The organism is Pseudomonas sp. NPDC089741 (assembly GCF_044748825.1).
GTDB lineage: Bacteria > Pseudomonadota > Gammaproteobacteria > Pseudomonadales > Pseudomonadaceae > Aquipseudomonas > Aquipseudomonas helmanticensis.
The window spans coordinates 33,064-53,345 of record NZ_JBIVGT010000011.1 but is presented as its reverse complement, the minus strand read 5'-3'; the positions used below and the strand labels follow the sequence as shown (position 1 = coordinate 53,345).

Below are 20,282 nucleotides of genomic sequence, written 5' to 3'. Positions count from 1 at the left end.
GCTGCGATCTTTTGATCCTGGCTTTTTGCAGATCAAGATCAAAAGATCGCAGCCTTCGGCAGCTCCTACAAGAAGCGGGTTTGTTTGGTGCATGAAAAATGCCCCGGCTCTTTCGAGGCGGGGCATTTTTTATGGCGGCGTTAACTCAGCGATTGCGGGTCAGCAAGGCCGGTTTTTCGCCACGCGGGCGAGCTGGCAGTTGATCGAGCTGCTCAGGTGTCGGGAAGCGGTCGGCTTTCGATTCCTTGTGCATGATCTTCGGACCGTTGCTGCGCGGGTTTTGCACAGCCGGTTCGCTGCGTGGCTGGTCGTCACGGGCTGGACGGCGGTTGCGCGAGGATGAAGCGTCATCGCGACGAGCCGGCTGACCATCACGCGGTGCACCGTTGCGCGGGCCGCTGCGTTTGGCCGGTGGGGTGCCGGTGCTCGAGCCGTTGCTGTTGCGCGGACCGTTCTGGCGACCTTGTGGCTGACCGCCACGTGGTGCGCCGGAACCTGCGCCTGCGCCCTGCGCCGGTGCGCCTGGACGACGGCCGCGACCGCCAGCCGGAGCTGGCTTTGGCACGTAGTCAACGCGGTTACCGAAGTTATCCACATCGTCGTCGAGGAACTCGTCCGGTGCACGATCAGCCGCCGCACGCGGTGGCTGGCTCGGACGCTGTTCACGGGCCGGCGTGCCTTCGCGCGGTTTCTGCTGACGGGCAGGACGCTCGCCACGTTCACCGGCCGGCTTCTCTTTGCCCTTGTCTTTGCCTTTGTCTTTACGACCGCCGCCACCGCCGCCACCATTTGGCCCGTCGCCGCGTGGGCCACGTGGGCCACGTGGGTTGCGCGGGTTACGCACGTCCGGACGCTCGCGCACTTCCGGCTTCTCGGCTTCAATGGTGCTCGAATCGAAGCCCATCAGGTCGCCGTCGGCGATTTTCTGCTTGGTCATGCGCTCGATGCTTTTCAGCAGTTTTTCTTCGTCCGGCGCGACCAGCGAGATCGCCTCGCCCGAACGACCGGCACGGCCAGTACGGCCGATACGGTGAACGTAGTCTTCATCAACGTTCGGCAGTTCGAAGTTGACCACGTGCGGCAACTGGTCGATGTCCAGACCACGTGCAGCGATGTCGGTGGCGACCAGAATGCGTACTTCGCCAGCCTTGAAATCGGCCAACGCTTTGGTGCGCGCGTTCTGGCTCTTGTTGCCGTGGATCGCCACAGCCGGCAGGCCGTGTTTGTCCAGATACTCGGCCAGACGGTTGGCGCCGTGTTTGGTACGGGTAAAGACCAGTACCTGTTCCCACGCGCCAGCGGTGATCAGGTGTGCCAGCAGCGCACGCTTGTGGCTGGCCGGCAGACGGAACACGCGTTGTTCGATGCGCTCGACCGTGGTGTTCGGCGGCGTCACTTCGATGCGTTCCGGGTTGTGCAGCAGCTTGCCGGCGAGGTCGGTGATGTCTTTGGAGAACGTTGCCGAGAACAACAGGTTCTGACGCTTGGACGGCAAGCGCGCGAGAACTTTCTTCACGTCGTGCACGAAGCCCATGTCGAGCATGCGGTCGGCTTCGTCGAGGACGAGGATTTCCACGTGGGACAAGTCAACGCTGCCCTGGCCGCAGAGGTCGAGCAAACGACCCGGGCAGGCGACGAGTACGTCAACGCCACGGGACATGGCCTGAACCTGTGGGTTCATGCCGACACCGCCGAAGATGCAGGCGCTGACGAATTTCAGGTCACGGGCGTAGATCTTGAAGCTCTCGTGAACCTGGGCCGCGAGTTCGCGGGTCGGGGTCAGGACCAGTACGCGCGGTTGGCGCGGGCCGTGACGCTGGGATTTGTCCGGGTGACCGTTGGGGAACAACCGCTCCAGGATCGGAAGGGCGAAACCGCCGGTTTTACCGGTACCTGTCTGTGCCGCAACCATCAGGTCGCGACCTTGCAACACGGCGGGAATAGCCCGCTGTTGCACCGGAGTAGGCTCGGTATAGCCCGCATCTTCGATGGCGCGGACTAAAGCCTCGGAGAGACCGAGGGAAGCAAAGGACATGAGTAATCCTGTTTTAGTTAGGGCTTGGCCCAATGGGAGTCTTGCCTGGCGCGAATCACGTTTAAGAGGACGCAATCCCGTCCGGTCCTGCTGCGGTTCCGAAGGCACGTCTGGAGTGCTCGCGCGGGCTGCAAAGCTGCGCTGTAGCGGGTCGAGAGGCCTGTTACGGTTCCGGGCGTCCGGGCGTGAGCCTGGCGGGAACGCCGGAGTATAACAGAGCAATCACTGTGCGCCGCTTTCCTGCTGCTCAACGGTTTTACTGCTCGCCGAGGCATTGCTCAACGGCGCGGCATCCGCCGGAGCTGCGCCATAGCGGGCGCTCAGCTCGGCATAGGCCGGCTCGCGCTTGAAGCGCTTGAGCTCGGCACCGAAGCGCTGTACGAGTAAATCCATGCCGGCATTGCGGCGAACCGCGAGAAATTGGCTCTGACGGCTAATAACTGTAGGGTTTTCAGTGATCTGATTGCGGATATCCAACTCGTCGAGCAAATGCTGGCCGACGCGGCGATCGGTGATCAGCAGATCAATCCGGCCACGCACCAGTTTGCCGAAATTGGCCTCGTGGGTCGGCGCCGGTTCGCGGGTAAACAGCGTCGAATTGCTGAAGTCGGGGCTGTACAGATAGCCCGGCGAGGTGCCGATGGTCAGGCCTTGGAGTTCTTCAAGTTTGCTGAACGGATGCGGCCGGTTGTTGGCGTAGAACATCACGAACTCGACGTCCGACAGCGGCTCGCTCGGGTAGAGCAGGGTGGCGTCGCGTTCATCGCTGTGAAAAATATCCAGTGCACCGTCGGCCTGGCCGGTTTCGAGCATCGACAGGCAACGCTTCCACGGCAGGAATTGCCATTCGACTTCAATGCCCAGGCGTTTGAAGACAATGGCCGTGGTTTCGTAGTCGAGTCCGAGGTTCTTGCCGCCTTCCTCATACACGTACGGCGCCCATGGCTCGGTGACAATACGCAACTTCTCGCCTCGAGCGGCAAAGCTCAGGCAAGCAAAAACCAGCACGGCGAATAACTGTGTGATCAAAGGCATGGCTTGAGATTACGACGAGAAACGCGAAAGAGCCAGAAAGTGCCTGCACAAGCTCTGTTTCGGGGCTTCAAAAGCAAAAGATCGCAGCCGTCGGCAGCTCCTACAGGTGTAATTAACACCAATGTAGGAGCTGCCGAAGGCTGCGATCTTTTGATCTTTCTTTTGATGCTTAACGCGGCAACTTCAGGTTATTCCAGATCGCCAGGCTAGGCTCAGCCTGGTTCATGGAATAAAAATGCAGCCCCGGCGCGCCGCCCTGCAACAAGCGTTCGCACATCTCGCTGACGACTTGCTCGCCAAAGCGCTGAATGCTTTGCGTGTCATCGCCATAGGCTTCCAGTTGCTTGCGGATCCAGCGCGGAATTTCCGCACCGCAGGCATCGGAGAAGCGCGCGAGCTTGCTGTAGTTGGTGATCGGCATGATCCCCGGTACGACCGGAATATCCACGCCCAGCGCCTGCAAACGGTCGACAAAGTAGAAGTAGCTGTCGGCGTTGAAGAAGTACTGGGTGATCGCGCTGTCGGCGCCGGCACGGGCCTTGCGCACGAAGTTGGCGAGATCGTCTTCGTAGTTGCGTGCTTGCGGATGCATCTCCGGATAAGCAGCGACTTCGATGTGGAAATGATCACCGGTTTCTTCACGAATGAATTCCACCAGTTCATTGGCGTGACGCAGCTCACCGCTGGTCATGCCCATGCCGGACGGCAGGTCACCGCGCAGGGCAACGATGCGCTTGATGCCGGCAGCCTTGTACTCGTTCAGCAGGCCGCGCAGGTCGTCCTTGCTGTCGCCGACGCACGACAGGTGCGGTGCGGCCGGTACTTTGACTTCGCTTTCCAGTTGCAGAACGGTGTTGAGGGTGCGATCACGGGTCGAACCACCAGCGCCATAGGTGCAGGAAAAGAAATCAGGATTGTAAGTGGCCAGCTGACGGGCAGTGGCGAGCAGTTTTTCATGCCCAGCATCGGTCTTGGTCGGGAAGAACTCGAAGCTGTAGCGACGGTCTTGGGACATGGTCATACCCTTGGAAACACGTAAGCCGGACGCTGCACCCTGTAGGAGCTGCCGCAGGCTGCGATCTTTGCAGATCAACAGATCGCAGCCTGCGGCAGCTCCTACACAGAGTGGTCAGCAGCGCCAGTCAGGCAACGCGGTGCGCCAGGCACACCGCGTCGACGCTCAGCCAATCAGTAGCGGTAAGCGTGCGGCTTGAACGGGCCTTCGACGGTCACGCCGATGTAGTCAGCCTGTTGCTTGGTCAGTTGAGTGACCACGCCGCCGAAGCCGCGAACCATTTCCAGGGCCACTTCTTCGTCGAGTTTCTTCGGCAGTACTTCAACGGTCAGGCGCTCGGCTTTCTGGGCTGGCGACAGGTCGGCGTACTTCTGGCCGAACAGGAAGATCTGTGCCAGAACCTGGTTGGCGAACGAACCGTCCATGATGCGGCTTGGGTGGCCAGTGGCGTTACCCAGGTTGACCAGACGGCCTTCGGCCAGCAGGATCAGGTAGTCATCGTTCTGAGCGTCGAAAGCGCCAGCACCGGTACGGTGGATCTTGTGTACCTGAGGCTTCACTTCTTCCCATGCCCAGTTCTTGCGCATGAAAGCGGTGTCGATTTCGTTGTCGAAGTGACCGATGTTGCAGACAACGGCGCGCTTCTTCAGGGCTTTGAGCATGTTCGAGTCGCAAACGTTGACGTTGCCGGTGGTGGTCACGATCAGGTCGATCTTGCCCAGCAGCGCTTTGTCGATGCTTGCTTCGGAACCGTCGTTGATACCGTCGATGAACGGCGAAACCAGTTCGAAACCGTCCATGCACGCTTGCATGGCGCAGATCGGGTCAACTTCGGACACTTTAACGATCATGCCTTCCTGACGCAGGGACTGCGCCGAACCCTTGCCCACGTCACCGTAACCGATGACCAGCGCTTGCTTGCCGGACAGCAGGTGGTCGGTACCGCGCTTGATTGCATCGTTCAGGCTGTGACGGCAGCCGTACTTGTTGTCGTTCTTGGACTTGGTCACCGAGTCGTTGACGTTGATGGCCGGGATGCGCAGCTCGCCCTTGGCCAGCATGTCCAGCAGACGGTGTACGCCGGTAGTGGTTTCTTCGGTCACGCCGTGAACGCGATCCAGAACCTGTGGGTACTTGTCGTGCAGCAGCTGAGTCAGGTCGCCGCCGTCGTCGAGGATCATGTTGGCGTCCCATGGCTGGCCATCCTTCAGGATGGTCTGCTCCAGGCACCACTCGTATTCTTCTTCAGTTTCGCCTTTCCAGGCGAAAACCGGGATGCCGGCAGCAGCGATAGCGGCAGCGGCCTGATCCTGAGTGGAGAAGATGTTGCACGACGACCAGCGAACTTCGGCACCCAGGGCAACCAGGGTTTCGATCAGTACGGCAGTTTGAATGGTCATGTGGATGCAGCCGAGGATCTTGGCGCCTTTCAACGGCTGTTCGCCGGAGTACTTGCGACGCAGACCCATCAGAGCTGGCATTTCCGATTCGGCAATGATGGTTTCGCGACGGCCCCAGGCAGCCAGGGACATGTCGGCAACTTTGTAATCGTTAAAATCTGCAGGCGTGATAACAGCGCTCATGATGAGCCTCCATTCGTAATGTATGCGAATGGGCGCCGTTGTGCGTTTAGTGTCCGGCCGTGGCCAGTCAACGCCCCATCCGAGCCTGACAGGTTGAACCTGCTGCAGCGCCCCTCGGACAGGTGGCGGGAAAACGGTATCAATTGAAGATGACCGTTTTGAAACGGTGGCGATTATAGCCGTCTAGACTGATCTTCCAAAGGGTTTCTGTCGGCCAGATGAAGATCGTTAATGACGACCATAGTCGAAGCCGCATGGAGCATGACCGCTCAGTCTGCCAAGATACCGTCCATCGTTCGGCAAGACACTCAGGAGTGAAGATGAATTTCCACACCCGCAAATGGGTAAAACCCGAAGACCTCAACCCCAACGGCACCCTGTTCGGCGGCAGCTTGCTGCGCTGGATCGATGAGGAAGCGGCGATTTACGCCATCGTGCAGCTGGGCAATCAGCGCGTGGTGACCAAGTACATTTCCGAGATCAACTTCGTCAGCGCCTCGCGCCAGGGCGACATCATCGAGCTGGGCATCACCGCCACCGAGTTCGGCCGCACCTCGATCACCTTGACTTGTGAAGTGCGCAACAAGATCACTCGCAAGAGCATTCTGACCGTCGAGAAGATGGTTTTCGTGAACCTTGGCGAAGACGGCCTGCCGGCACCGCATGGCCGCACTGAAATCAAATATGTCAAAGACCAGTTTCAGGAAGACGAATTAGTCACTAAATAACGCGACCCCTGTAGGAGCTGCCGAAGGCTGCGATCTTTTGATCTTGCTTTACAAAAAACAAAGTCAAAAGATCGCAGCCTTCGGCAGCTCCTACACTATTAGCGTGGCGCTCACAGAACGTATTACAAGCCGCAAGGGTCGTAGGTAAACACCACCCCCCACGGTTGCCACGCCATGACCACCCCCACCGACGGCAAGACCCCCGATCTCTCGGCCAAAGAACAGCACGAAGTCGAGAAGAGCCAGCCGCCGCGCGCGGCCGTCCTGCACGAAATCATCCGCTCACAAGGCGATCAGGAACTGGAGCGCAGCATCGCCGCACTCTGGTGGTCGGCACTGGCGGCCGGGCTGACCATGGGCCTGTCGCTGATGGGCATGGGCCTGCTCAACTCGCGCCTGCCCGAAGGTGACGAATTCAAGGTGATAGCCAGTTTCGGTTACTGCGCAGGCTTCCTGGCGGTGATTCTCGCCCGTCAGCAACTGTTCACCGAGAACACCCTGACCGCCGTGCTGCCAGTCATGACCAAGCCGACGATCCGTAACTTCGGCCGACTGATCCGCCTGTGGACGGTGGTGCTGGTCGGCAACCTCTGCGGCACGATTCTGGTCGCGTACGTGATGCTCGAACTGCCGATCTTCGACACCAAGACCGATCACGCCTTCCTCGAAATCGGCCGCAAGGTCATGGAAAACCACGCCAGCCAGATGTTCGCCAAAGGCATCGTTTCCGGCTGGATGATCGCCACCATGGTCTGGATGATCCCGTCCATGGAGAGCGCGAAGATGTGGATCATCATCCTCATCACTTACCTCATGGCGCTCGGCGATTTCACCCACATCGTCGTCGGTTCGGCCGAAGTGTCGTACCTGGTGTTTGCCGGCGAATTGCCGTGGAGCGATTTCTGGATGGTCTTTGCCGGGCCGACGCTGGCGGGCAACATCATTGGCGGCAGCTTCATCTTCGCGCTGATCAGTCATGCACAGATCCGCAGTGAGAGCGGGGCGCCGAAGACTGATAAACCAGACTCTGGCGAACCCCGCGAGGATGAGCCGGACAGCAAGCGCCAATAGGTTCAGGCCTTGAGTGGCGGGCTGGCCGGTTGTGCGAGCGGTTCGCTTTGCGGTGCCTTGAGCTGTCCCTCCCAGCGTGCGATGACCAACGGCGCCAACGCATTGCCCAACACATTGAGTGCGGTCACCGGCATGTCCATCAAACGGTACACGCCGGCGATGATCGCCACGCCTTCCACCGGTAATCCGGCGGCGGTGAGCGTTGCTGTCAGAATGATAAACATGAAACCAGGCACTCCGGCCGCGCCTTTTGATGTCAGCACCATGATCAATACGAGCATGGCCTGATCTGCCAGCCCGAGGTCGATGCCGTAAGCCTGGGCGATGAACAAGGTGCCTAGCCCCGCGAACAGTGATGCGCCGTCGAGGTTGAACGAGTAGCCCAGTGGAATGACCATGCTGGTAATCGGTCGCGGCGCTCCATAGCGCTCCATTTTCTCGATCAGTTGCGGCATCACCGTGGCCGAAGCGGCGCTGCTATAAGCCAACAGCAGTTCACTGCGTATTTCCCGGATCAGGTGAAAAAAACGGATACCGGCGATTCTTGCCACCAACCCGAGCACGCAGAATGCGAACAGCAGCACTGCTACGTAAGTGATGCCGATCAGCTTGGCCAGCGGTAGCAAGGCACTCAACCCGAAGCTGGCCACGGTCACGCCGATCAGGCCGAAGATGCCGATCGGCGAATAGTGCATGACCAGATGCGTAACCTTGAACATGGTGTCGGAAACCGCCTGCATCACCGCGATCAACGGCGCCTTCTGTTGCTCGGGCAGCATCGACAGGGCGCAGCCGAACAGGATGGCAAAGAACAACACCGAGAGCAGTTTGCCCTGCGACATCGCCAGTACGATGTTGTCCGGAACGATGTTGACCAGGGTTCGGCCAAGATTCTGTGTTTCACCTGAAGTGGCCAGCCCGCTGACCGGTGCCTGTAGGGTACTGCTGAAGTCCGCACCAGCGCCGGGCTGGAACACGTTACCGACAATCAGACCGAAGACGATGGCGATGCTGGTGATCGTGAAGAAATACACCAGCGTCTTTATCCCGACCCGGCCAAGCGCCTTGGTACTGCCCGCGCCGGCTATGCCGACGACCATGCAGGCAAAGACCAGCGGCACCACGATCATTTTCATCAGCCTGATGAACAGGTCTCCTGCCGGTTGCAGCAAGTTGTCGATGAACCAGGTTTTGTATTCGGGAAACTGGTTGAGAAGGATGCCGACAATAACCCCGGCAACGAGCCCGATCATGATGCGCGTGACAAGACTGGTGGGTGTTTTGCTGCTCATGTTGTGCCCCTTTTTTCTTGTGGTTGTTGGGGGTGGAGTCAATGTGCGAACAGGCCGCTGAAGTCCTTGAAGCCTTTGACTTCGATCGGGTTGCCGCTGGGGTCAAGGAAGAACATCGTGCGTTGCTCCCCAGGTTCGCCGGCAAAGCGGATCAATGGCGGGATCTCGAAAACGCTGCCGAGACGGTTCAGGCGCTCGGCCAGTTCCAGCCATTCTTCGAGCGGCAAAACGACACCGATGTGCGGCATCAACACTTTGTGTTCGCCAACGTGTCCGGTGCGGGTGGTGGCGAAGGGTGTGCCCAAGTGCAGCGAAATCTGATTGCCGAAAAAATCGAAGTCGACCCAGCTCTCTGTACTGCGGCCCTCAGTACAACCCAACACATCTCGATAAAAAATCCGTGCCTGTTCCAGGTCGCAAACATGGTATGCAGCGTGAAAGGGTCTGTTCATGTGATAGCCCCGAGTGAAGGAGCGCTCAGGGTAAACAGGCTGATCGGCGAGGCAAAACGGCTTCGCCTTGTTCTGAGCGAAAGGAAAACTTATGGACGTGCGCTTTCTTCAAAGCCTGATCGCGGTGGTTGAAACCGGTTCGATTGCGGCGGCCGCACGCCGCGAAAACCGCACGGCGGCGGCGATCAGTCAGCGGGTGCAGGCACTCGAGCGATCATTGGGTTATGCCTTGTTGCTGCGCACCGCGCATGCGGCACGGCCGACGGATCAATGTTTGCTGGTGCTGCCGCAAATCAGGGCGATCATCGACCAGACGCAGGCGCTGCAAAACGATCTGCATCACGATGCTTTGACGGGTGAAGTGAAGATCGGGGCGATTTCGACGGCGCTGACCGGTGTGTTGCCGGGATTGATCGAGCGCTTGGCGTTATCGGCGCCGGCGCTGAAATTGAAGATCACGCCGGGTGATTCAAAAAGCCTTTACGAGAAAGTGCTGGCAGGCGAACTGGACGCGGCGATTCTGGTCAGGCCGCCGTTTCAGCCACCCAAGGCCATGGCGCTGACTGTGCTTAAGGTTGAGCCATTGGTTCTGGTTGCTCCGGCCGCGCACGCCGGGCAATCGCTGGAAACGCTGCTGCGCGCAGGCCCACTCATACGTTACGACGCGCGTTCATGGGGCGGGCAGATTGCTCAGCGCTACCTCGATGAGCAGGCGATCGAACCCAATGTGCTCTGTGAGCTGGATGCGCTGGAAACCATCGTCATGCTGGTCGCGCAGGGGATGGGGGTATCGCTGGTGCCGCAATGGGCCGGGATGGCGCTGGACGGCATGTGTGTCATGCCGGTGGGGGATGGGCAGCGCTATTCGCGCGAACTGGTGGTGATGCACAGCTCGACGCCGCACCGCCCATTAGCGATGCGGCATCTGCTCGAATTGCTCGGCGACGCGTCATGACAGTAATCCACGACGGCGCCGCAGGGATGCGTCAGTGCGCTGACTCAGTCGCGGTACTTGGCTCATTGCGAGTCGCATGCTTGACCAGTTTGCCGATGGTCAGGCCCTGCAACAGGATCGACGACAGCACCACGATGTAGGTGATGCTCAGCAGCAGATCGCGCTCCGGGCCCAGCGGCAGGGCCAGCGCCAGTGCCACCGAGACACCGCCGCGCAAACCGCCCCAGGTCAGAATCCGGATCGTGCCGGCCGGCACCGTCCGCCAGCGCCGCAGCAGGACGATGGCCGGGGCCACGGTCAGCAGGCGTGACAACAAAATTGCCACCGCCAGCAAACTCGCTGCCGCCACGTGCAGCCAGTTGAACGGCAGCAGCAACAGCTCCATGCCGATCAACGCGAACAACAGCGCATTGAGCATGTCATCGAGCAATTCCCAGAAACCGTCGAGATAGCGCCGGGTCATTTCGTTCATCGCCAGATTACGGCCGACATTGCCGATGATCAGACCGGCGACCACCATCGCAATCGGTGCCGAAACATGAATCTCGGTGGCCATCGCCGAACCGCCGATGACCAGCGCCAGAGTGAGCATCACCGTGATCTGATGCTGCTCGATGCTCTTGATCATCCGATAGACCAGGTAACCGATCATCCCGCCGAACAACACGCCGCCAATCGCTTCGTGAACGAACAGCATGGCCGTGGCACTGATGGTCGGGGTTTCGCCGAGTTGAGCGATGCCCAGCAGCACAGTGAACACCACGACTGCGGTGCCGTCGTTGAACAACGACTCGCCGACGATGGTGGTTTTCAGCGGTTTCGACGCATTGGCGGTACGCAGCACGCCGAGCACGGCGATCGGATCGGTCGGCGAGATCAGCGCGCCGAACAACAGGCAATAGAGGAAGCTCACGTGCCAGCCGAACAGGGCAAAGATGTAAAAGGCGAGGCTGCCGATCACCGCGGTGGCGATCAATACGCCGAAAGTCGCCAGTAAACCGATGGGCCAGCGGTAGCTGCGCAGATCATTGAGGTTGACGTGCAAGGCGCCGGCGAACAACAGGAATGACAACATCCAGTTCATCAACAGATCACCGAAGTCGATCTGGCCGATCAGTTGCTGCACGCGTTCTTCGAGGCCGGGGTAGCCGAGCACGCTCAGGCCTTGCAGCAACAGGGAGAACAACAGCGCAGTGACCATCACACCGATGGTCGGCGGCAGGCCGATGAAGCGGAAGTTGACGAAGGTGAGGAGGGTGGTGAGGCAGATGAAAGCGGCGACAAGTTCAAGCATCCGGGGTCCTTTGGATGAGGGGTGGAAAGACAGCGCACCGAATCTTTGGTGCAGGGATTGGATGGGCTGAGTCAGGATCGGGACACAGTTGAGGGTGTGATGAGATCAACAGCCCCCTCACCCCAGCCCTCTCCCTTAGGGAGAGGGGGAAAGGGAGCAGATCTTCAAGTCTTTCAGGGCCTGAGTTCGGCTCGAAATTTTCAGGTCGATGTAACTCAAACATTCAACACGGTCAGTCCCCTCTCCCACTGGGAGAGGGCTAGGGTGAGGGCTCTTGCAGGCTAAACCCGATCAGCCGGACACATTGACCGCAGCCGCTTCGCGACGTTGCAGATAGATGAAAAACAGCGCCGTCAGCACCGTCAATACACCGACCAGCGCACCCGTCCAAGGCAAGTCCGCCAGGTCCGCGCCACTGGCCACCACCAGCCCGCCAATCCACGCGCCCGCCGCGTTACCGAGATTGAATGCGCTCTGGTTCAGCGTCGAGCCGAGGTTCGGCGCTTCATGGGCCTGATCGATGATCAGCAATTGCAGGATCGGGCACAGCGCAAAGGCAAAAATCCCCCACAGCACCAGCGTAATGGCGGCCGGAATCACCGAACGGCTGGTCTGACTGAATGCCGCGAGAATTACCACCACCGCCAAGGCCACACCGACCAGCGACGGCAGCAGACGGCTATCGGCCAAGCGCCCGCCGAGCATGCTGCCACCGGTCAGGCCGACTCCGAACAGCAGCAACATCACGGTCACGCCGTGCGGGCTGACACCGGTGATGTCCTGCAGGATCGGCGCGATGTAAGTGAACACGCTGAACAGGCTGGTGGACGCCAATACGCTCATGCCCAACGCCAACAGCACATTGACCTTGCCCAGCACTTTGAATTCGCTGGCGAGATTGGCCTTGTCCATCGGGATGTGTTTTGGCAGCCATAACCACTGCGCGAGCGCCGCGATCACGCCAATCACCGACACTGCCCAGAACGTCGAGCGCCAGCCGGCGTATTGACCGAGCGCTGTACCCAACGGCACGCCGAGGACATTGGCCAGCGTCAGGCCGGTAAACATCATGGCAATTGCCTGCGCGCGTTTGTTCGGTGCCACCAGTCCGGCGGCGACCACCGAGCCGATGCCGAAAAACGCGCCATGACACAACGCGGTGACCACGCGCGCCGCCATCAATGTCGCGTAGTTCGGTGCGAGGGCGCAGAGGATATTGCCGAGGATGAACATCAGCGTCATGCCCAGCAGCGTCGCTTTACGCGGCATGTTGGCGGTGCCGATCGCCAGGATCGGCGCGCCGAACACTACGCCCAGGGCATAACCGGTGATCAACAGGCCAGCGTGAGGAATGCTCACGGCGAGGTCGCGGGCGACGTCGGGCAGCAAGCCCATGATGACGAATTCAGTGGTGCCGATGCCGAACGCGGCAACAGCAAGGGCAAGCAAGGCGAGTGGCATGCGCAAGGTCTCTGTCGTTAGTCTTGACGCGTTGATCAGGCATACGCAGGCCAGCGACCGTTCTCGAATGAGTACGGGGCAGGCAGGAATTATTGGTATTTTTCTGTGCGCAACTGAGTGCGGCGTGGTCGGTTGCAGTATAAACAGCTGCTGACACATCGCGAATCAATAATCTGACTATTCGGTTTTCGGATGTTTAACCGTTTGGGTTTTCGGGTGCTCACTGGAGCTGCCGCAGGCTGCGATCTTTTGATCTGGTTGTTAAAAATCAGAATCAAAAGATCGCAGCCTGCGACAGCTCCTACATCGAGACTATAAAAACAAGGGGTAAGACGTGCTGGCGACAGCTTTGGTTTTGGTGGCGGCGCTGTTGCACGCGACGTGGAACACATTGATCAAATTCAGCGCCGAACGGCTGCTGGTGGTGGCGTGCATGGACACCGTGGCGCTGCTGGTGGTCGCCATCGCGTTGCCGTTCGTGAGTCTGCCGCCCATGGAAATCTGGCCGTGGATTCTCGCTTCTGCGGCGTTTGAACTGCTCTATCGTTACCTGTTGATCCAGGCTTATCGGGTCGGCGATCTCGGCCTGGTCTATCCGCTGATGCGCGGGTTGTCGCCACTGGTGGTGCTGGCGCTGACGCTGATCTTCGCCGGCGAAGTCCTCACCACGCAGCAGATCTTCGGCATCATGCTGATTCCATTGGGCATGGTTTGTCTGCTTTGGCAGGGCGGCGGCGGAAAACACCTGCCGTGGTCGATGCTGCCGGTGGTGGCGCTGATCGGCCTGTGCATCGGCTGCTACACCTACATCGATGGCCAGGCGCTGCGACGCTGGTCGCACCCGCTGGATTATCTGGTCTGGGTGACGCTGCTGAGTGCCTGGCCGTTTCCGCTGTTGGCGTGGGTCGCCAAGCGCCCGGCGTTCCGGCTGTTCTGGCGCGAGGAGTGGAAGCTCGGGCTGGCGGTGGGCTTCTGCGTGTTGGCCAGCTACGCTCTGGTGCTGTGGGCGATGCAGTTGGGCTCGATTGCCGAAGCGGCGGCGTTGCGCGAGATCAGCGTGATTCTGGTGGTGCTGTTCGGTATGCGCTACCTGAAAGAACCTTTCGGCCGGCCACGGCTCTTAGCCTGTGGGCTGGTGCTGATCGGCATGTTGATCATGAAGTTCTGACGGCCTGCGAATTCTATAAATCGAAAAAAGGACGGCGTTATGACGGTGGCTCTGTGGTGTGTGTTGGTCGCGATTTTTCTGCCGTATGTCTGCACGGGTGTGGCCAAGGCCGTGGGCGGTTACAGACTGAGTGACAACCATGATCCGCGCGACTTTCTCGAAAGCCTCAGCGGTGTGGCGAGACGTGCGCATGCCGCGCAACTGAACAGCTTTGAAGTGATGCCGGCGTTTGCGGCGGCGGTGATCGTTGCGCACCTGGTGGGCACGGCGCAGCTGGTGACGGTCAATGTGCTGGCGGTGCTGTTTATCACCAGTCGTCTGCTGTACATCATTTGCTATCTGGCGGACTGGGCGATCTTGCGGTCGCTGGTGTGGTTTGTGGGGATGGGGTTGATTGCTTCGTTCTTCTTTGTTTCGGTTTAGGTAAAGCAAGATCAAAAGATCGCAGCCTGCGGCAGCTCCTACTCAGGTTATGTGTTAATCCCTGTAGGAGCTGCCGCAGGCTGCGATCTTTTGCTTTTCAGGGTTTGTCAGCCACCTGCGGCACTTGCGGCAGCGCCGCGCCTTTGGGCCAGAGCATCCAGATCTGCCCTTGCTGTTTCATGTCGCCGGCCAGTTGCCCGGCCGCATCACCGGTGCCCCAGAACAGATCCGCGCGGACCTCGCCGGCAATCGCGCCGCCGGTATCCTGCGCCGCCACCGGGCGCACCAGTGCCGTGCCATCCGGGCGGGTGGTCGACAGCCACAGCAGGCTGCCCAGCGGAATCACCTTGCGATCCACTGCCGCGCTGTAACCGGCAGTCAGCGGTACGTTCAGCGAACCACGAGGGCCTTCGTTACTGTCCGGGTTGCGAGTGAAGAACACATAGCTCGGATTGCTGCCGAGCAGTTCCGGGATGCGCGCCGGATTGGCTTTGGCCCAGTTGCTGATTGCGCTCATGGTCACGTCTTCTTTCTTCAGCTCACCTTGTTCGACCAGCCAGCGCCCGATCGGCCGGTACGGATGACCGTTCTGATCGGCGTAGGCGATACGCAGCTGTTTGCCGTCCTGGGTCTGAATACGCCCGGAACCCTGGATCTGCAGAAATTGCAGGTTCATCGGATCGGTCAGGTAGGCAACCACAGGGGCTTTGACGCCTTTCGATTCAATGGTCGCTGCGTCGTCGTAAGGCTTGAGCACGCGGCCTTCGAGGCGACCGCGCAGACGTTTGCCTTTGAGTTCTGGATAAATACTGTCCAGTGAAACAATGATCATGTCTTCCGGCACGCCATACACGGGCACATTGGCCGTGTCGGTCGGCGTCAAGCTGCCGGGGTAGACCGGTTCGTAGTAACCGGTGATCAAACCGTTGGGGTTGTCGTTTTCAGCGCGCAGGCCGTAGACATCCAGATTCTGCTTGAGGAACGCGCGAATCTCCGTGGCGCTTTGCGGCACTGTGGCTGCTGCTGCGCAGGTCGGGCCCCAGACCGTATCAGCCTTGAGTCGGGTGCAGGCGCTGCGCCACGAACCGAAACCGGCGACCAGGTCGCTATCAGACACCGCCGGCAGTGCTTCCCAAGTGGCACTGGAATAGGTCGCGAGGGCATGGGTTTTCGGCTTGGCAGTCTCGCCACCGGTGCAGCCAGCGAGGATTGCCAGCAGCGGAAGGGTTGCGATCAGCGGGTGACGCCAGGCCTGGAAACGGCTGTTCATGGAGTGATTCCTGTGCCGGTTGCCCGAATGCTCCATGCGTTCAAGCAACCCGTATTTTTAATAGGGCTATTGGTGTTTGGCGGTGACGCGAGGATACTGGCCGCCGAATTCCGTGACCTGAAGCCACCATGACTCTTAAAAGAATTTCTGTTGTATTGCTGGCCTGTCTGACCTTGTCCGCCTGTGGCGGTGTCGATCCGAATTCGCCGCTGGGCCAACGCAAGGCGATCTTCAAGCAAATGCTCAAGACCGGTGAAGACCTCGGCGGCATGTTGCGTGGACGTATTCCGTTCGATGGGCCGAAATTCGCCGAAGGTGCGGTGAAACTCGATGCGTTGTCCCATGAGCCGTGGAAGCATTTCCCGCAGGTTCGCGAGGAAGATCACACCAGCGCCAAGGACGATGTCTGGAAGCAGCAGGCGCGTTTTCAGGAAATGGCCCGCAACCTTGAAGCGGCCACCGGTGAATTGGTGATCGCCAGTCAGGTCCAGCCGTATAAAGCCAGCAACCTGGGGCCTGCGGTGCAGAAAGTTGAAGACGCCTGCACTGCTTGCCATAAACAGTTTCGGGATCATTGATCTACAAGACTGCTGAGTAACCTTGTGGCGAGGGGATTTATCCCCGTTGGGTTGCGAAGGAGCCCCAAAACCATACAACCGGGTTTTTTCAGTCAGACCCGACTAGCCGGATTTGCGACGGCTTCGCCGCCGGACGGGGATAAATCCCCTCGCGACAGGGCCATCAATTACTTGTCGATTTCGTCCAGCGCGTCCTGCAGTTCTTTGCGCGATTCAGCGAGTTTGTCTTTGCGCTTGTTGATCTTCTCCGGATCGCCCTTTTTCATTGCCTTGTCGAGATCGGCCTGGCGCTGGCTGACTTCGTGTTTGGCTTCGAGCACTTTGTTTTCGCGTTCTTTCTTCAGGCCGGCGTCGGTGCAGTGTTCGTTCACTTCACGCAGGGCCGTTTCCAGACCTGCCTGCTGATCGGCATTGCCGCGCGACTTGGCCTGTTCGATCTGATTCATGATGCCCTGCTTCTTGGCGGCGCAACCGGTCAGGCCCGGGGCGTCTTCATCGGCCATTACAGGGGCGGCCATCATGCCGCAGAGGGTCAGCATGGCGAGCGGTGCGAGAAATTTCATAAAAGCTCCATGTGCAAAGGCAATCGGGTCGGTAAGGCACTGCGCTGTTGGAGCGCCCTGGCCGCCGTTGGGTTCCCGGCGAGGCGGGATTGCGTGTTCAGAAACCGTCGATTCCGGCGGCATGTAAGGTTTCACTCAGGGCCAGCACCTGCGGGTCGCGGAAGAATGCGCTTAATTGCGCCGCGCGTCCCGGGCCTATGCCGGCTTCTGCCTGCCATTGTTCGGTGTCACGGTGTACCAGCGCCTGCCACGAGTCCGGCAGTTGTGCCTGGCCAGTTGGCGGCAAGCCGATTGCTTTAAGCCATTGGGCAAACGGTTGTTGGCGGGCGCTGTGAAAGCTTTCCATCAGGCGCACGCTGCTGCGTTCGCCGAAGCCAGCAATGTTAGCAAGCTCTGGCGCGTCGAGGGTCAACCAATCCAGCAGGTTGTTCAGGCGGCGTGTTTCGAGAAGTTTCTCCCACGTGCCTCGCCCCACATTCTGCATCGCCAGCCCTTGTTTGCCACTGAGCCAGGTCAGCCGTGCAAGGAATTGGCTTTCACAACCCGGATCAAGTTGCCAGCAGCTCAAAGCGTGGAAGTCCTCGGCGTTGGGAATGTCGATGTCGACCCGTTCGGTGGCGCGCAGCACAACGCTGTCGAGCCGGGGAATGGTGAGACCGGCGAGGCTGATTGCAACCTGATCGCCTGGGCGTATATCCAGCGCTTGCCAGCGCTTCAACGAACTGGCGCTGACCCGTTTGATCTGCCGATCATCGAGCATGACTGGTTTGAGTTCGAGGACTGGTGTGATGCGCCCGGTTCGGCCGATCTTGAAATTGACCTTGCGCACCTCGGCCAATGCTTGCGCAAACGGATACTTCCAGGCGACGGCCCAATAGGGTGTGCGGGCTTGCCAGCGTTCAGCTGGCGGGCGCCGGCTCTGGCGCAAAACCACGCCGTCGGTGGCAAACGGCAGGGGCGAGCGATACCAGTGATCGCGCCATTTCTGCGCCTCTGCAAAGTCACTGACGGCGTGGCTGTAGGGCGCGCTTGTGGCGAAGCCCAAGGTTGCCAGCGTGGACATGCGCTCGGGCAAGTCCGGCGGTCCCTGCGGCCAGTCCCAGACAAATAGCCCGATCCCGTTTGCTTGTTCTGAATCGAGGGATTTGCGCGCCATCAGCCCGGCAACGCTGGCGCGGGCGTTGACGCTGCCGGCCCGCGCCAGCACGTGTTCGCTCAAGCGCCAGTAGAGTTCGCCTTGCACCAGCAGATCCAGTGGTTGCGTGAGGCGCTGAGGGATGGCGCCGATTTTCTGTGCCGATGTGGTCCAGTCTTGCCCACGAACACCGTCGCCACGACTGATGGCCTGCTGCAAAACTCCAGCGCGATAGATCAGCGTCACCGCAACACCGTCGACTTTCGGTTGTACCCAGACGTCCTGGCGGTCGCGCAGCCAGGTTTCCACGGCGGCGGCCTCGTGCAACTTGTCCAGGCCGGTGTGAGCGACTGGGTGTGCGATTGAGCCTGAGGCCGTGCGCAACGGCTTGGGCGCGGACGGCAGATCGAAGCACAGCCGCCACTCGCTCAAGCGCAGGCGCGACTGATCGTAGAGTTCGTCGGCAATCGGTGAGTGGCCTTCGCGGTGGTAGGCGTCGTCCCATTGGTCGATCTGGTTTTGCAGGGCGGTGATTTCGTTCTGTGCTTTGAGGGCGGTCCAGTCGGGACAGTCGGCGAGCGTAGTGAGACTGATGAAGGTCAGCAGGAAAACAAGCAGAGAGCGCATCGTGAGCATCCTTGCTCAGGGAAGGTATTTGAAGGCTAGTCGGGATTTCGGGCAGGGGTGGGCAGGTGTTTTTCGGGGTGTTTCGACGGCTGAAGATCAAAAGATCGCAGCCTGCGGCAGCTCCTACATTGGCATGCGGATATCTGTACGAACTGCCGCAGGCGGCGATCTTTTGATCTGGCAGCCATGAAAAAGCCCCGCACGGCGCGAACCGTGCGGGGCTTTTGGGTACCGCCGGGGAAATATTACAGACCAGCAGCGGCGCGCAGAGCGTCGGCGCGGTCGGTTTTTTCCCAGGTGAACGTGGTGAAGGTGTCTTCGCCAACAGTCTTGGTCTCTGGCGTGCGACCGAAGTGGCCGTACGCTGCAGTTTCCTGGTACATCGGGTGCAGCAGATCAAGCATGGTGGTGATTGCGTATGGACGCAGGTCGAACACTTCACGGACCAGTTTGACGATCTTGTCGTCGCTGATCTTGCCGGTGCCGAAGGTGTTCAGCGAGATCGAAGTAGGCTGAGCAACACCGATCGCGTAGGAAACCTGAATCTCGCAACGCTCGGCCAGGCCGGCAGCGACGATGTTCTTGGCAACATAACGGCCAGCGTAGGCAGCCGAACGGTCAACCTTCGATGGATCTTTACCGGAGAACGCGCCGCCGCCGTGACGGGCCATGCCGCCGTAGCTGTCGACGATGATCTTGCGACCGGTCAGACCGCAGTCACCTACCGGGCCGCCAATGATGAACTGGCCGGTCGGGTTGATGTGGAACTGGGTGTCTTTGCTCAGCAGTTCGGCAGGCAGCACGTGCTTGACGATCAGCTCCATCACGCCTTCGCGCAGGTCTTTGTACGACACTTCAGGGTTGTGCTGGGTCGACAGAACAACCGCGTCGATACCGACAACCTTGCCGCCTTCGTAACGGCAAGTCACTTGCGACTTGGCGTCCGGACGCAGCCAAGGCAACAGACCCGATTTACGGGCTTCGGCCTGGCGCTGTACCAGCTGGTGCGAGAAGGTGATCGGTGCAGGCATCAAAACGTCGGTTTCGTTGCTGGCGTAACCGAACATCAGGCCCTGGTCGCCGGCGCCCTGATCTTCAGGCTTGGCACGGTCAACACCCTGGTTGATGTCCGGGGACTGCTTGCCGATGATGTTCATCACGCCGCAGGTCGCGCCGTCGAAGCCGACGTCGGAGCTGTTATAGCCGATGTCGAGAATCACGTTACGCACGATCTCTTCCAGATCGACCCAAGCGCTGGTGGTGACTTCACCGGCAACGATGGCCACGCCAGTCTTGACCAGGGTTTCCACGGCAACGCGTGCGTGTTTGTCCTGGGTAATGATGGCGTCCAGCACCGCATCGGAAATCTGGTCGGCGATTTTGTCCGGATGCCCTTCGGACACGGACTCGGAGGTGAAGAGGGAGTATTCGCTCATCTCGATGTTTTCCTGAATTTACCGATGGTGAGTGTCGCCAGTCGGTCGCTGAAAGTGGCGAACCTGAATCTGGAAACCATTACGTACGCCTCCATAGAGGCTTTCCCCGGGAACGAGTCCCGCAGCGGTGGCCCAACGGGCCAAATCGTCCTCGTCCAACC

Annotated in this window: 18 protein-coding genes, 1 pseudogene and 1 riboswitch; of the genes and pseudogenes, 6 read left to right on the top strand and 13 right to left on the bottom strand. The window is 59.8% G+C overall.

Features of this window, described 5'->3' with window-relative positions; all coding sequences use genetic code 11:
- Positions 1-145 precede the first annotated feature (145 nt).
- The 4 genes from ACIPZE_RS13530 to ahcY form a co-directional block, all read right to left on the bottom strand.
- Positions 146-2,035, bottom strand: coding sequence for a DEAD/DEAH box helicase (locus ACIPZE_RS13530; RefSeq protein ID WP_400773254.1), 1,890 nt, complete (start codon positions 2,033-2,035; stop codon positions 146-148).
- Positions 2,036-2,257: 222 nt separating this feature from the next.
- Positions 2,258-3,070, bottom strand: coding sequence for an ABC transporter substrate-binding protein (locus tag ACIPZE_RS13525; RefSeq protein WP_283438494.1), 813 nt, complete (start codon positions 3,068-3,070; stop codon positions 2,258-2,260).
- 169 nt (positions 3,071-3,239) lie between these two features.
- Positions 3,240-4,085, bottom strand: a complete 846-nt coding sequence (gene metF / locus ACIPZE_RS13520) for a methylenetetrahydrofolate reductase [NAD(P)H] (protein WP_123376213.1) — start codon at positions 4,083-4,085, stop codon at positions 3,240-3,242.
- A gap of 173 nt (positions 4,086-4,258) precedes the next feature.
- Entirely contained in the window at positions 4,259-5,668 is a 1,410-nt protein-coding gene (ahcY, locus tag ACIPZE_RS13515) for an adenosylhomocysteinase (protein ID WP_129395875.1), read from the bottom strand.
- Positions 5,669-5,691: 23 nt separating this feature from the next.
- A riboswitch (S-adenosyl-L-homocysteine riboswitch) is annotated at positions 5,692-5,790 on the bottom strand.
- Between the two features lie 198 nt (positions 5,791-5,988).
- Here ahcY and ACIPZE_RS13510 point away from each other — a divergent pair.
- The gene (locus ACIPZE_RS13510) at positions 5,989-6,396 is read left to right on the top strand and encodes an acyl-CoA thioesterase (protein WP_016984776.1); all 408 of its coding nucleotides are present in this window, start codon (positions 5,989-5,991) and stop codon (positions 6,394-6,396) included.
- Positions 6,397-6,570: 174 nt separating this feature from the next.
- Complete coding sequence (locus tag ACIPZE_RS13505; protein ID WP_400773251.1) at positions 6,571-7,467, top strand: formate/nitrite transporter family protein; 897 nt, start codon at positions 6,571-6,573, stop codon at positions 7,465-7,467.
- 2 nt (positions 7,468-7,469) lie between these two features.
- Here the strand turns inward: ACIPZE_RS13505 and ACIPZE_RS13500 are convergent, their stop codons facing one another.
- Together ACIPZE_RS13500 and ACIPZE_RS13495 are read right to left on the bottom strand one after the other, a co-directional pair.
- Positions 7,470-8,759, bottom strand: a complete 1,290-nt coding sequence (locus ACIPZE_RS13500; RefSeq protein WP_283438496.1) for a cation:dicarboxylate symporter family transporter — start codon at positions 8,757-8,759, stop codon at positions 7,470-7,472.
- Between the two features lie 38 nt (positions 8,760-8,797).
- Positions 8,798-9,211, bottom strand: coding sequence for a VOC family protein (locus ACIPZE_RS13495; protein ID WP_283438497.1), 414 nt, complete (start codon positions 9,209-9,211; stop codon positions 8,798-8,800).
- 91 nt (positions 9,212-9,302) lie between these two features.
- Here ACIPZE_RS13495 and ACIPZE_RS13490 point away from each other — a divergent pair, with 91 nt between their 5' ends.
- The gene (locus ACIPZE_RS13490) at positions 9,303-10,166 is read left to right on the top strand and encodes a LysR family transcriptional regulator (RefSeq protein ID WP_400773248.1); all 864 of its coding nucleotides are present in this window, start codon (positions 9,303-9,305) and stop codon (positions 10,164-10,166) included.
- A 31-nt stretch (positions 10,167-10,197) separates the two neighbouring features.
- On the opposite strand, the gene ACIPZE_RS13485 is transcribed toward ACIPZE_RS13490, so the two are convergent.
- Both ACIPZE_RS13485 and ACIPZE_RS13480 read right to left on the bottom strand, forming a co-directional pair.
- Positions 10,198-11,460, bottom strand: coding sequence for a sodium:proton antiporter (locus ACIPZE_RS13485; protein WP_283438499.1), 1,263 nt, complete (start codon positions 11,458-11,460; stop codon positions 10,198-10,200).
- Positions 11,461-11,751: 291 nt separating this feature from the next.
- Complete coding sequence (locus ACIPZE_RS13480) at positions 11,752-12,921, bottom strand: MFS transporter (RefSeq protein WP_283438500.1); 1,170 nt, start codon at positions 12,919-12,921, stop codon at positions 11,752-11,754.
- Between the two features lie 334 nt (positions 12,922-13,255).
- Here ACIPZE_RS13480 and ACIPZE_RS13475 point away from each other — a divergent pair, with 334 nt between their 5' ends.
- Together ACIPZE_RS13475 and ACIPZE_RS13470 are read left to right on the top strand one after the other, a co-directional pair.
- Positions 13,256-14,089: an EamA family transporter gene (locus ACIPZE_RS13475; RefSeq protein ID WP_129395871.1), complete on the top strand. Its 834-nt coding sequence runs from the start codon at positions 13,256-13,258 to the stop codon at positions 14,087-14,089.
- 39 nt (positions 14,090-14,128) lie between these two features.
- Complete coding sequence (locus ACIPZE_RS13470; protein ID WP_283438501.1) at positions 14,129-14,512, top strand: MAPEG family protein; 384 nt, start codon at positions 14,129-14,131, stop codon at positions 14,510-14,512.
- A gap of 97 nt (positions 14,513-14,609) precedes the next feature.
- Here ACIPZE_RS13470 and ACIPZE_RS13465 read toward each other — a convergent pair whose 3' ends face one another.
- Positions 14,610-15,782, bottom strand: a complete 1,173-nt coding sequence (locus ACIPZE_RS13465; RefSeq protein ID WP_129395869.1) for a murein transglycosylase A — start codon at positions 15,780-15,782, stop codon at positions 14,610-14,612.
- A gap of 128 nt (positions 15,783-15,910) precedes the next feature.
- Between ACIPZE_RS13465 and ACIPZE_RS13460 the strand changes: the two genes are divergently transcribed.
- The gene (locus ACIPZE_RS13460) at positions 15,911-16,360 is read left to right on the top strand and encodes a cytochrome c (RefSeq protein ID WP_129395868.1); all 450 of its coding nucleotides are present in this window, start codon (positions 15,911-15,913) and stop codon (positions 16,358-16,360) included.
- A gap of 167 nt (positions 16,361-16,527) precedes the next feature.
- On the opposite strand, the gene ACIPZE_RS13455 is transcribed toward ACIPZE_RS13460, so the two are convergent.
- From ACIPZE_RS13455 to ACIPZE_RS13440, 4 genes and pseudogenes are all read right to left on the bottom strand, one after another.
- Positions 16,528-16,923 (bottom strand): DUF1090 domain-containing protein, encoded by a 396-nt coding sequence (locus tag ACIPZE_RS13455; RefSeq protein ID WP_064388116.1) that lies wholly within the window; start codon positions 16,921-16,923, stop codon positions 16,528-16,530.
- Between the two features lie 97 nt (positions 16,924-17,020).
- Positions 17,021-18,694, bottom strand: a complete 1,674-nt coding sequence (ligB, locus tag ACIPZE_RS13450; protein WP_400773244.1) for an NAD-dependent DNA ligase LigB — start codon at positions 18,692-18,694, stop codon at positions 17,021-17,023.
- 236 nt (positions 18,695-18,930) lie between these two features.
- Positions 18,931-20,121, bottom strand: coding sequence for a methionine adenosyltransferase (gene metK / locus ACIPZE_RS13445; protein WP_008081040.1), 1,191 nt, complete (start codon positions 20,119-20,121; stop codon positions 18,931-18,933).
- Positions 20,122-20,139: 18 nt separating this feature from the next.
- Positions 20,140-20,282, bottom strand: a pseudogene (locus ACIPZE_RS13440) (ArsR family transcriptional regulator); the annotation flags it as partial.